Genomic DNA, 13,402 nt, shown 5'->3' on the forward strand with positions numbered 1-13,402 from the left:
GGACTCCTTATGTTAGGGTTCCATTATCCCCTACCATAAGAAAATGAGGATGTCTACAAATATTAACAATTACTACAACACCTTTGATTTACACCCTTCCTGATCCTTTTCCAAACAATTTATCATGGTCTTTTTTCATTTAACACCAGTTAATAAAATCGTTACCGATTACAGATATAGCTTTCGCAAACGTAGCGACAAGGTGGCGTTATACTCATCGCCATGCGCGGGATAGCCATGCCCAGTTACCTACAGCCTCTTCTCCACGTGAAAGAACTGAGCGCGCGTTAAATTTTTTCGTTTTCTTCGCAACGTTATATTCTGAATACATTAAGATTTCGAGTTTGCGCTCTGTGTGTGATTCGACTTTTCTTACAAAGGTCTCTGGTTTTAGATTTTCTTCATAGTATTTTATTGCATTTTCACGCATTTCTGTTATTTTCTCGTCACTCATAGCGAGCACCATGTTTATCTTTTCTATCAAGTCATCCTCGTTGTCAAAAACAACACAGTTTTTTAGATGATCAAGTTTTGGTGATAACCATTCCGGGTAGTTCGTAAGAGGAATTGTACCGATGGCCATTGCCTCAATGATATTATGGCACATGGGCATGACAATACCAGGGGGACAGAGGAAGAAGTCTGCATGAGCAATGACATCCATCCACTGTTCCCAAGCAACGCGGCTCTCATCATTGTCTATAATGACCAAATTTTTAGAATATACCGATTCCAGGATAGTATTTAATTCCTCGGGAGAGTTCGCTTGAAGAAGAGGGGAGTCCAAGCGTTCTTTGATAGTGGAAATCACGTTCAATCGAGATAGTTTTTCTTTTGGGAAACTAATCCATCTTCGTTTGTATCCTTCCAAATCTCCAGCAAAAAGAATCCTAACGTTACGCCTTGCTATCCTTAGGCTGTTAAGACTTTCTCCAACAACTCGTTTTGCATTCATTGGGTGCACATTATAAGGCAAAAGTATTGGCTTTGAGAAGCGGTATGGGGAAAAAATATCAAACTTAACCTGAAGCCATTTATGCCATGGATGCCCAATCAGTTTCTTATCTTTCTTATCAAAAATGTATATCCCACCTTTAAAGTCAAGGGATAATGAATCAACAACTTTTAGACCAGACAGGGATATCATTAGTCTAGCTGGAGGAGGCCAGTCTGTTATCGAGTTCCCGTGTAATTTTTCCAATTGATGTTGAACATTTTTACTTATATAGACTTGAAATCCTTCAATAATAAATGGGTTAAGGATTGCGAAAATATGACGACCGTTTTCCCGATAGGTTTCGGGAGCATGGAAGTCGACATATACAATCTTTTTACTTTCATTCATTGCTAATTAGTTTCCTTTGTGAATCTCATTTGGTTGAGTTCTAAGAGATATTTCCATACGGATTCTCGTAATTTGACATCCGTTATCATTTCGAGCCTGCAATAGATTCTTGAAGTTTGGCACATCCTCGTACCCTGTGCGAAGTTATTCTTGTCTTACCACTTCCTAGTAAGATTCCACCGTGATGCATTCAGTCGACAGTTTTTCCTTGTTATAGATTATTCCTTCATTTGATTTACAATTGGACACCCTCTTGCCAGCCATAGTCGCAATCAAGTGTGCAGCTGCTGATTCCCACTCTTGAACAAAATCATTAACAGTATAAGAGTCTAGCCGGCCTTCTGCCACAAAACACATGGATAATGCACGGCTTTGTGGGATCAACACATTTTGTTCAATTTGACCTGTATGACTGTCTTTTGAATCCAAAGTTGCCGTTATGCCTAATCGTTGAGGCCGGTCATCACCTTCAATTTTAAAAACGCCTTGCCCAGCCCGCGCGTAATAGACGATATTCTTTAGTGGTACGTAAACAACACCATAAAGCGGGGCACCATCCTGTATAAGTGCGATGTTGATGGTAAATTCTCCATCTCCATCAAGAAAAGCTTTTGCTCCATCAAGTGGGGAAACTATCCATACATGATTCCATTTGACTCTTTCTGAGTAAGGTGCACAGTCATTTTCAGGGGAGATTATGGGTATTTGTGAATTCAAGTTTTTCAAACCTTCAACCAAAGCCTTTTGGGTTGTGTCGGATGCTCGCTGCAGCGCTAAAAGATCTCCACCACGAATCCAGTGCAAAGTCTTTGCGAGCCAGCCAGTCGCTTGTTTCTGATGGTAAACTTGTAATGAAATTTTTCCTGCCCTTTTGGCTACCGCAATAAGGTCATCGACATTCATCCAGGTAATTTGGGTAACATTTGCTTTTGGAAAGGGAATTGGTGGTGTCGGCTTGCCAAGAAAAGAACACAATTTTTCCCAGCCTTCTCCTTTAGAAATATCAATAACTAATAAATCATCCGGCCGATCTTTGAAATATTCAAGCGCGCCATTAACAAAGCGCTTATATCCTACTTGAAATTTTTCCTCATCAAATACTGTGGTTCCATAGAGATCGGTGAAAAGCTGACTGTGCGCTTCATTTTGTTTTGACGCGAACTTCTCATTAAACTGTTTTTTACAGGATCTAAGCCAGCCGTCCATATCTCTTATTGTTAAAACAAACTTAGAATCCGGATACTTTATATCGAGTTCTCTATAAAAGCTGGGAATTGGTGTATCTGTAAAGGCATTATTATTATTAATAATAGAAAGATCTACCGAAGAAAGATCCCCCTGAGCATAATGTGCTACGCCAATACAGTCTATAACTTCATAATCAAGCATTTCCAACGCACGAGCCAAACTTGTCGTGCCTGTTTTTGAAAGACCTATCCCAAAAACTTTTGACTGAGTTAAATGATTTTTTTTTTTTTTATTCGCATCTGAAACTTTTGAATCAATTGGCACATAGCCTACCTGTGACAGTATAGAAGGATTTAAAAAATGATTGATTATTTTGATATCTTCATCCGATAGCTGTTCTCGCCAACGCTGTTTTAAATAATAATCACGATAATAATTAAAATCTTTTTTCCCAACATCACTTTTCTTTGCTGATTCATTTAAAATATAAAATTCATCAGATTTTTTTTCAATATATCTTGAAACATTAGACAGAAATTTTTTAGGATCATCAATAACATCTTCATATCTTGCACAAATTACAGAATAGCTTTTTGCTAGCTGAATATATCCATCAGTTTTTAGATTCCAAAGTTCAATAGGACTTTCAAGAATTGAAGGGCAATTATCCCTCTCCGTAGTAAGCCATGGTTCAGAAACAAAGCTAGCTAAATCAATATTTTTCTGCAAACACAAATTATCATATGGCCTATTAAACATTGACAAAGCCCATGCATATGGGTTTTTTGTCAGCGTAACAAAAAGAATCTGTGCATTATCTGGACGTGCACCGATAACTTCTAAAGGTGGCACACAATGTTTCCATCCAAGAGTTTTCCATAGGTTACCGCAAAAATACTCATCGATTTTTATACTACTAGCCAATTTTCTTTTACAATTATCTGAAATAGTAGATTTAAGTTTTGCTTCGATTCTATCTCGATATCCAGGTTCTGCATCGGCTAAAGTGCCTGGTAATATTTCACATAAAAAATTATTTCGTATAAGCCTTGTGACAAACTGTGTACCACTATTTCGTTCTCCATAAATCTTGACTAATTTCAACAAGGTGCCTCCACCACTATCTATTAAACCAGCAGTAATCGATAGTGTTCATATAGTTTTTTTGTATCAGTTCACGGGGCAATTTGGTTGGTATAAATAATAGAAATTACACGCGATCAAATCAACCCATAACTTATTTAGACTTCGTATAATTTGAAAACAAGTTGCATTTTTGAGCTAAAGTTTTAAAATTTTTCGAACCCGCTGCACCTCAGAATTAAGCGATTGAATTGGAACAAAAAGGAAAGCTAAAACATATGTTAATGCTCCAATAATGGCCATTATCAAAAGATATAGAATAGGATACGCATTTTGTATATCGCCCAAAGAAAAATCAACCAAACCGAGTATTAAAAAAAGTATTGAACCTAAAAGTATCCCTGGTAAAATAGCCTTAAGCAGGTCAGCGATTCTTGTATGTATTGTTTTATTTACGATGGAATAGAGCATAATTACGGCTAAGGCATAACTTACTACAATACCTATTGATGCGCCGCTAAGACCCCAGTTCAATCCAATCAGGCATGCAACAATGGTAATTAACAATCTCAATATGGACACTATAATTTCCTGTGTAAGTTTATTCTGTGCATTGATAAGAACGCCAAAGGGATAAAGAAAGTTAAAGAAGAAACCAGAAAAAACTAATATGCGTATCGGTTCAACAGAGGGGCGCCAGTTTTCTCCATAAAGAGTAACAATAAACGTTTCTGCTACCCACCATAGGGAGACATATAGAGGGATCGTCATGACAAAGAGAAGCGTTATCGATCGATATAACAAATATTTTGTTTTATCAAGGTCATCTTGTATCTTTGCCATTGCCCGGAAAACAGGTTGCATCAGTGAAGGCATAATTAAATTGTTTGGAAGCTTTGCTTGACTCTCCGCTTTATTAAATAATCCTACAAATGCAGTTCCTGCCACTTTGCTAATAATCAAAGTTTTACCTTCTCTGGATAAATAAGCAAGAATATCTATAGCAGTTATTTTGAAACCAAACCCAACATGCTTCTTCATAATCGTTTTATTTGTGGTCAATTTGAACCGGATTGGCACAATCATTCCAGCTAGTATGTTGTTAAATAGCGATCCGAATAAACTTGACAAGACAAGACTCCAAACCCCCATTCCATACCAAGCCATTAAAATGCTTAGAACTCCCGTCACTAAAGCAGTAATAAAATTTACTACTGAACGTTTTCCAAATTCCATTTCTCTGTTTAGCCAGGCCATACGCATATATGAGTGTGGTTTTAGTAAAAAGCTTAGGGTAGATACACGAATCAAATCAGTATAAATAGGGTTATTAAAAAAAATAGCAATAAATGGCGACAATATAAAAAAAACCACATACCAGAAAACACAGATCAGGAGTTGCAAGGAAAACACGGCACAAAAATCTTTTTCATCTACTTCTTTAGCTCGAATAATTGACTGCCCCATCCCTCCACTCGTCACCATACTTGCAAGACCGGTCAAAACAGAAACCGTTGCTATGATGCCAAATTCAGCGGGTAACAATAAGCGGGCTAGAATTATACCAAAGGCAAACTGTAAAAACCGGTTACCCAGTGAGCCGAACAAAAGCCAAGCAAATCCTCTTCGAATAGATGTACCAACTGACATAGATGTCATCTTCCTAAAAAAAATATATTAAATTTAAAAACAAACGTTTCAAAAACAAAACTCATCCTTTTTCCATTTTTATTAGTCCTGATAAAGTGTTTGATTGATTATTTATTTTGTTTTTTCTTTACTAAAGATAAACTATCATGAGCCTTTTTATTTTCTATTATTGATTGATTATAATCTCCAAGAATTAAATAGATCATGGAAAGATTCTGATGTACATTTGGCCTTAACATAAAGTATGGGCTGGTGTGACCAAGTATATATTTAAATTCCCGAATAGCAGTTCCAAGAATAAACCTTTTATTTTTTTCACTGACACCTTGCTGTTTTGCCCTACGGACAAAATTGAGACCTGATCAATAATGAAGGAGATGTATAAAATCTGGCCCAAAGCGTTTCCTCCATTTTTTAACTATTGGATGATTGCTGTGTTTAATATTCTGTCTAGCTACACAGAACTCGGGTAAATATTTTAACTCTTCTTTTGTGGTGGCGTATGACTGCTTTTGTTCAGCAGATAGTATTGGAATATTTAATAAAAAAAATAGCGCAACATATAACAAAATAGCAATTTTATAATATCCAATACACACGTGATTAGCTGATATTTCTTTTTTAAGATTAGTTTTTACCATATTTTTTTCTTGTGTATTATGTGTTAACCAACAAATTTCCTTGTACTATTGTATTTTGACATCAACTGAACAGTCAAAATTGAAAATATTAGGACAAGTGCTATATAGCCTATTTCCCATAATGGAGTTATTAATATTTTTCAAGCAATCTGAAGTTATTTACGAAGAGCATATGAACTGCGTAAATACCTAAAGTATATTTACCCATATTGGTTAATTGCTCGACTCTAAAAAGCGGGTGGTTTGACAAAGCGAGAACTGCAGCACCTAACCCCATGAAATATGTTCCTATTCCATGGCAAGTATGTGGCCAAATATGAAAATATTGAGATAGTAATGAAGCAATGGACACCAAGCAAGACATCTTTTGTCTCTTGAAAGGCATTCTTTAATAATATGATAAATTAAAAAAATTCATGTAGATAGGAAAACTCTTCTTCGTTTTTAAGCGGTTAAGATTCATGGCTTGACAACCATTGCTCTAACATCAAAAAAACCCAAAGGTTATCACCATAATATGAGGTCGAGTCCTTTTCAAAAGACGTTTTCATCTGGTCAATAAAATCAGGGTTTAGATATTGTAATAGCCTTGGTGTTCCTGTGAAAACAGTATCATACAAAAGTTCATTCATTTTTTTATCATTTCTAAACCAGGGCGTGACGGGCAGGCCCATGCCATGTTTTGATTTGCTGATGATCTCATCGGGCAGAAACCCTTTCATAGCATGTTTAAAAATATACCGGTTTTTTTTCCATTTTACTTTCAGCCCAGGTGGGATGGTTGCTGAGAAGTCTACCAGGTCCCTGTCAAGCAGGGGGTATCGGACACGCAGGCCTGTTGTCTCCACCATCTGGGTGACTTTCCGGATATCATTATCGGTAATGGTGAATTTCATATCAAGATAGAGCAGCCGGTCTGTATCATCTGCCGGGGCTGCGTTCTGATAATGTTTTTCTGCAATATCCAGAAATGAATTAAAATTAATCGTATGCATAAAATCATCCTGAAAAATAAGGTTGGGATCAACTTCAGATAAGAGATTGTAGGAATAAAATCTTTTCGGATTCGGGAAGTTGGCCCTTCTAATGTAGCGCTTGGCTTTGTAGAACACTCCTTGATCCGGTGTGAGGGACAGCAAGGGTTCGATCAGTTTTTTGCGGATCAATTCCGGTACTTCAAGGTATTTTTGAAAAACTAAATTGGCGACATATCGTTCGTTACCACCAAATATTTCATCCCCGCCGTCACCGCCGAGCATTATATCTACCCCATTTTCTTCTGCATGCCTGGCGCAATAAAAGGCTGGGATAACAGATGCATTGCCAAACGGTTCGTCATATACCCGGGGCAGAAGGTCCATCAGGTCTATTACATCTTTTGGTTTCACATAATACTCATGATAATCTGTTTTAAAACAATCTGCTGCAATTCGCGCATAATCCAGTTCATTGTATTTAGGCTCATCAAAGCCGATGGAAAACGTCCTGGCAGGTTTTCCTGAAAGTTTTGTATAAAGCCCGGCAATGGAACTTGAATCTGTGCCACCGGATAGAAAACAGCCGGTTTTATCAACAGGCAGTGATTGAACATATACCTCAACTGCTTTTTCCACCTGGTTGAATATTTCATCCCGCCAGGAGGCCTCTGTTTTGTTTGAATCTGTGGTGTACCGGATATCATAATACGTAAAATGGGTAAGGCCTTTTTGATCTGAATCAAGTCCTGTGCCCGGTTCAAGTTTGTTGATTTGCTTGTAAATGGTCAAGGGAGTACAGATCGCCTGGAAAAACAGATAGTGGAAAACAGCATCAGGGTTAATCCCGCCGGTTTCAACCCCTGCCCATGTAAGGTGTTTGATTCGCGATGCAGCGGCAAAGTATCTGGGGCTTTTCGTGTAGACAACCGGCCTGATCCCGTAAAAATCGGTAACCACCATTAGTTTTCTACAGGAGCTGTCCCATATGGAAAATGCAAATGCCCCCCGGAGTTTATCCAAGAACTCCCTTCCGAATTTCCGATACAGCTTCCATAAAAGCTCACCCATATCTGCCGGGGTTTCAAGTTCATCAGAAATCAATCCTCTTAACTCTCGTTCATTTGAAAGCTCCGTATCATAGCAAACTGCACCCGCATGAGAAGACCAAATCCCCTGGCCGTCAAACTGTTCCCATGCTGCCATGATCACCCCGTCGTTCTTATAACAAAAGGTTTTAGCTCCTGATTCTTCAAGTTTGTGGACCATTTTCGGAATATTGTCCGGATCAGCAGTTGCTGAAAAAAAGCCGCCAAAAGGAATCGTAACTGTCATAATTTATTAATCACCTTCGATTATATTTACTATTAGTGTGGAAACGAAACTGGATACTTTTGACAAGAAAAGTACGATCAAAACAGAAATTATAAAATCGACCGGTAGAACCGTTGTTACATGCACAAAAAAATATGTATGGAAAAGATATATTTCCAATAAACAGGTGGAGAAAAAAGCGAAGACCGGGAATAACTTTTCAGGAACCTTCAAATCAAATGACATATGAAGAAAACTTATGGAAAAGATCAGAATGAAGAAAAAATTAAAAATTTTATTTTGAAACAGAACATTTAACGCCAGCATGACGGCCAGACATAAGGCTGCAATTTTTCTTGATGTGCCTGGGGATATGGGAAAATCTGTTTTACCGGCACATACACCTGCTATAAATCCACAAGACGTCAGCCATAAGGCATGCCCGTATCCAAAATTTAAACTCAGATAATAAGCGATGCCGATCCACAACAGTGTAATAACAACGATCCCTTTTCTTCCCATTTTAGCAAGTAATGGGTACACCATGTAAAATATCAATAGCAGTGTAAAAAACCACATCCCGTTGCCATAGGGACTCATATTTTGAATGAAAAACCAATTCAAAAATCCGTTAAGCCCGAAAATATTCACAAGGGTGTGCCAGGATAAAATACCCGGCCGATCCTGAACCAGAAAGAGAACCAGCAGTATGATATTAATGACAAAAAGATTTATCCCCAGTCTTTTTATCTTCCGTTTCCAGAATTCTTTTTTGCTGAACGGTCCTGAATATTTTATGGCGGTAAAAAATCCTGATGAAAAACTAAATATCAGGAGTCCAACAGTTACTGGTACCCAGGCAAGTGGAATACTTTTACTAAAAAAATGGCCGAAAAACACCATTAAGATGGAACAAAATTTTAATGTGCTAAAATTTTTACTGATATGTTCATCAATCTGCATAAATATTTTTTAGTTTTGAACTCTTAATTGAGACCGTTGCATTCTTCATAAACCTTTTTATAAACAGCAGTTGTCTTCATCCAGGTATGATGGTTGATAACCCATTGAAGACCCTGATGTTCCAGTTTTTCCCGTTGATCTTTATTTTCCACAAGATTCAACAGGGCCTTTGAAAGTGCCTCATTGCTGCCTGCTTTAAATAGAAGCCCGGTCCGGCCGTTTTGGATTAATTCTTTGTGGCCGCCGACATCGCTTGCCACCAATACCTTTCCCATGGCCATGGCTTCAAGAGGTTTTAAAGGCGTCACCAACTCGGTCAGGCGCATGGAATACCTGGGATAGGCCAGGATATCGATCAGGGCATATACACCGGCAATCCGTTCATGGAGAATTCTGCCGGGCATCACCACCTTGTTCTCCAAACCGTGATCTTTAATGGCAGAAATCAGTTCCTTTTTCATTTCACCACCGCCAACCAGGAGCAGTATGGTTTCGGGTTTCTGCTCAGCCACTGTTGCAAAGGCTTTAATGAGAAGATCAAGCCCCTCATACCGGTAAAAGGACCCCACAAAACCAATCACTTTTTTGCCGTTAAGATTCCAGTCCTTCAGATATTCCTGGTCCGGAATTGTCGGCATCAGTTCATCCGGGTTTATCCCGTTATAAACAGGGGTAATTTTTTCTTCGGGGATACCCCTTCGAATCAGATCATTTTTTAAACCGTTACAGAGGATGCAAATATGATCCACTTTTTTGCAGACCCAGGTTTCAATGGATTTAGTTAATTTGTATTTCCATGAATTTTCCTGATAGGTTCCGTGATCAACAGCAGCATCTTCCCAGAAAGCTCTTATTTCATACACAATAGGAATATTCAGTTTACGGGCGGCTCTGATTGCTGGAATCCCATTTAGAACTGGAGAATGGGCATGGATCAAATTCGGTTTTTCGACCTTTGCCACTTCCATTATTCTTTTATATAAAAGATACATGAGCTTAAGCTCAGTCAGAAAGGGAAAATTCACAGCCGATACACCACCGGTTCTGTAATAAGAAAAACCATTAATATTTTCTTTTTGGGAGGTTTCCTTTTTTAAGTTTTCCTCGTGCTTGGGAGAAGTTAAAACAATGGGTTGGAACCCCATTGTTTCCTGAGCCCTTAAAATATTCTGACTCCTGAAGGTGTATCCACTATGAAGCGGCAGGCTATGATCAAGAATGTGAAGTATTTTCATTGTATGATCTTATGTCTTGTATAGTCCGGCAAGATTTTTTCCCCAGTTATGGTGCTGCACAACAAATTTTTCTGCAGCATTACCAAGCTCAGTAATTCGACTACTATTATTTAAAAAACTGATAACTTTTTCAGCAAATTTCATCGGATCATCTTCAATTTCAAGTACCTGTTTCACATCCCGATGAATCCCCTGAACTGCCTGGGATGTCGATATTATTGCCTTTCCCATGGCCATGCCTTCCAGAACCTTGTTTTGAACTCCCCTTGCTATGCGAAGCGGGATGATACAAAGATCGGCTGCTTTATAATATTCTCTGATATCGTTAACAAACCCGGTTACAATGATTGACGTATCTTTTTCAAGGGCTTTCACGCTTGGGTCGGGATTACTGCCAACAATATAAAATTTTATTTCGGGAATTTTTTTTTTTATTTCAGGCAGGATTTCTTTTGCAAACCAGATGACTCCGTCAATATTGGCATAATAATCCATTGCACCTGAAAATACCAGCATGGGTGAAGGAAAGGACTGTGTTATTTCTGTTTTTTTCGAATTGAAATACTGATAATCAACCCCGTTGGAAATAATCTGAATATCCTTTGCCTCCGGGTAATATTTCACAAAAAGTTCGGCCTCTTTATGGGATACAAAGACCGATTTATTAAACATCTTGTTTATTTTTTTTTCAAATCGCAGCAACCGTGAGGCTTCCTTTTTATAAATCATATTTAAAGGAAAAGTTGATTTTTGAACATACTGGCTCCATTTATCAGAATCAAGGTCACAGAAATCCATGATCATCGTTTTGGCTATATCTTTGATTTTATTTTTTGACTTGAACACATATTCCGCCATGGGGGATGAAAAACAGATAAGGGCATCGTATCTTTCTGATTCTGTCCAACTGTTGAACGTATTTTGAAATTCTCTTTTGTAAAAATATCCCTGGGATATACTTTGACCGAATAAGAGACTTAAAAGACCATTTATTTTGGCAACATTTTTATTTAATGGAAAAATTTTTATCTGTCTGCAATATTTTTTAAGGTGTTCAGCGTATTTTAAATCTTTAAGGTCATCTGCCAGGGTTATCAGGTCAATATTGTGATTTTTTGAGAGGTATTTAATCTCGTTGAAAGTTCTTATTTTGTCCCCTTTGTTGGGGGGGTATGGGATCCGGTGGCAGAGATATAGGATTTTTTTTTTCAAGAGTATGTTTATTCTCGCACAAAGACACAAAGGCACAAAGATTTTATTATCAATAAGTAATGAGAAATATTTATCAGATCCTGTTACTTTTTCTTTTAATCCAATATTGTGGTTTCCGATACCCATGAGCAATCGCAAGTATCCAGATTGCATCATCCTTTATGGTGTAAGCTATGTAATATGGAAACACTTTTAGATTTACTTTTCGATAACCATTGGATTGTATTTTTGGAACATTTGAGTTGTGGGAAATCCATCTCACATAGTGGTCGACTTCTTCCTTCAGTTTCAGGCCTAATCCATTCTGCTGTTCTTCATAGTATTCTATAGCATCATTCAATTCGTCAAATGCCTGCTGAAGTATTATCACTTTCATCTTTCAAATCGTTTTTCAATTTCTTTCAACGCTTTGTTAAAGTCAATACCTACCGCTGTTCCTTTATCAACAGCAGACATTCTATTTATGATTTCATTTTCCCAAACTGATTCAATATCAGTATCTAAAGATCGATTATCTAAAAATAAAATAAATCTTGCTATTTCCAATCGTTCCTTTTTGGACAAACTGATTAAATTTTTAGTTATCTCTTCAATGTTAGATTGGACTATCATTTACATCACCTCTCTATAAATGAATACTTATTCTACATATTACCTTGAATAGTGTAAGTATTCAATTAATTTTTAGTTCAGACTAAGTCTCTGGAAATGAAAGGACCTAAAAATTTTGTCAAACTATGGGGCATTTTCTGCCACATTTGAATTTTTTTCTGGTACTTCGGATTCGCAGGACTCAGGTTGGGGATATTTTCAGCCGTTGCGAGATGGTATTGATAGGCAAGGGGTTGGGGGGTGAATCCCCAGTGCTTTTTAAAACTGAAAGATCCGGTACCTTCTTTGCTTCTGCCATAGTCAAAAACCCTGCAGTCCTTTTCAACAGCCAGTTTCATGAGTTCCCAGTACATAAAATCATTGGGGCCAAGGTGTCTGAATGTAAAATCCGATCCTGCATAGTATGGGACCATCTGGACTTTATGAATAAAAAACAGGACAGCTGCTGCCGGTTCTCCTTGTTTGGTTTTTATCAGAAGGATATCTGCTTTTTCTTTGTATTCTGATAAAAAATTTTTGAAAAACTTTTTTGGGAATATAGGCGTTCCAAGCCTGTGGTAATTTAGTGCCAGGATCTTATAAAAGTCATGTAAAAGGTGATGGCCTGTTTCAGAAACAAGCCCTTTTTTAATGGCATTTCTCACCATGGCCCTTGATTTTCTGGGGATGGCTTTGAGGTTTTCATCATGGTCTGAAGATATTTCTTTCCTGAAATTATAGTACAGGGATTTTGTTTTAAGACCTGGTATTTCTTTTCTGTTCCTTATTTCCAGGTATTGGGCCTTGTGATTCTCTGTTAATTTAGCGGCTTTTTCGATGAGTGCCCTTTCTATTTCCCGGTTATCGGTGAGAGGACCACCGATTTCGGCAAAGGGGACGGATATGAAAAAATGGCCGAACAGCAGGCTTTTTATTTCAAACACAGGGAAAATACCACAAATTTTCTCTTGATGTTCAGCAATAAAATATTGGCTTCTATGACCAAAGGATTTTTCTACAACATTTTTCCAGGCGGTTAAATGGAAAACCGTTCCCAGGGGGTGGGTTAAGACATAGGTATCCCAGTTTTGAAAATCTGTATTATTTGCTGTTCTGATATTCAATGTGATTATTTTTATTCTCGCACAAAGCCACAAAGGCGCAGAGGTTTTTTTCAGTCATCGTCTTTGTGGCTTTGTGTCTTTG

The 13,402-nt window shown here is 37.7% G+C and carries 11 protein-coding genes; all 11 read right to left on the reverse strand.

All coding sequences use genetic code 11. The features are described from left to right. Positions 1-214: 214 nt before the first annotated feature. The 11 genes from Q1Q15_RS18615 to Q1Q15_RS18665 all read right to left on the reverse strand — a co-directional run bounded on the left by Q1Q15_RS18615 (position 215) and on the right by Q1Q15_RS18665 (position 13,320). Entirely contained in the window at positions 215-1,345 is a 1,131-nt protein-coding gene (locus tag Q1Q15_RS18615) for a glycosyltransferase (RefSeq protein ID WP_300463364.1), read from the reverse strand. Positions 1,346-1,510: 165 nt separating this feature from the next. After that, complete coding sequence (locus tag Q1Q15_RS18620) at positions 1,511-3,637, reverse strand: inositol monophosphatase family protein (RefSeq protein WP_300463366.1); 2,127 nt, start codon at positions 3,635-3,637, stop codon at positions 1,511-1,513. 177 nt (positions 3,638-3,814) lie between these two features. Then, complete coding sequence (locus Q1Q15_RS18625) at positions 3,815-5,266, reverse strand: lipopolysaccharide biosynthesis protein (RefSeq protein ID WP_300463369.1); 1,452 nt, start codon at positions 5,264-5,266, stop codon at positions 3,815-3,817. Positions 5,267-5,628: 362 nt separating this feature from the next. Then, the gene (locus Q1Q15_RS18630) at positions 5,629-5,907 is read right to left on the reverse strand and encodes a hypothetical protein (RefSeq protein ID WP_300463371.1); all 279 of its coding nucleotides are present in this window, start codon (positions 5,905-5,907) and stop codon (positions 5,629-5,631) included. Positions 5,908-6,359: 452 nt separating this feature from the next. Beyond that, the gene (locus Q1Q15_RS18635; protein ID WP_300463374.1) at positions 6,360-8,216 is read right to left on the reverse strand and encodes an asparagine synthase-related protein; all 1,857 of its coding nucleotides are present in this window, start codon (positions 8,214-8,216) and stop codon (positions 6,360-6,362) included. A 6-nt stretch (positions 8,217-8,222) separates the two neighbouring features. After that, positions 8,223-9,158 carry an acyltransferase family protein gene (locus tag Q1Q15_RS18640; RefSeq protein WP_300463377.1) on the reverse strand — a complete coding sequence of 312 codons (936 nt, stop codon included), beginning with the start codon at positions 9,156-9,158 and terminating at the stop codon, positions 8,223-8,225. Positions 9,159-9,181: 23 nt separating this feature from the next. After that, on the reverse strand, positions 9,182-10,393 hold the full coding sequence (locus tag Q1Q15_RS18645; protein ID WP_300463379.1) for a TIGR04063 family PEP-CTERM/XrtA system glycosyltransferase: 1,212 nt from the start codon (positions 10,391-10,393) through the stop codon (positions 9,182-9,184). Between the two features lie 9 nt (positions 10,394-10,402). Then, a complete protein-coding gene (locus Q1Q15_RS18650; protein WP_300463382.1) occupies positions 10,403-11,605 on the reverse strand; it encodes a TIGR03087 family PEP-CTERM/XrtA system glycosyltransferase in 1,203 nt (400 codons plus the stop codon). Between the two features lie 73 nt (positions 11,606-11,678). Beyond that, positions 11,679-11,981 (reverse strand): type II toxin-antitoxin system RelE/ParE family toxin, encoded by a 303-nt coding sequence (locus tag Q1Q15_RS18655; RefSeq protein WP_300463385.1) that lies wholly within the window; start codon positions 11,979-11,981, stop codon positions 11,679-11,681. Continuing rightward, entirely contained in the window at positions 11,978-12,217 is a 240-nt protein-coding gene (locus Q1Q15_RS18660; RefSeq protein ID WP_300463388.1) for an addiction module protein, read from the reverse strand. The genes Q1Q15_RS18655 and Q1Q15_RS18660 overlap by 4 nt, the downstream gene beginning before the upstream one ends. Before the next feature lie 77 nt (positions 12,218-12,294). Beyond that, positions 12,295-13,320 (reverse strand): FemAB family XrtA/PEP-CTERM system-associated protein, encoded by a 1,026-nt coding sequence (locus tag Q1Q15_RS18665; protein ID WP_300463390.1) that lies wholly within the window; start codon positions 13,318-13,320, stop codon positions 12,295-12,297. Between the last annotated feature and the right edge of the window lie 82 nt (positions 13,321-13,402).

It is taken from the genome of Desulfobacula sp. (genome assembly GCF_030145145.1).
Taxonomy (GTDB): domain Bacteria; phylum Desulfobacterota; class Desulfobacteria; order Desulfobacterales; family Desulfobacteraceae; genus Desulfobacula.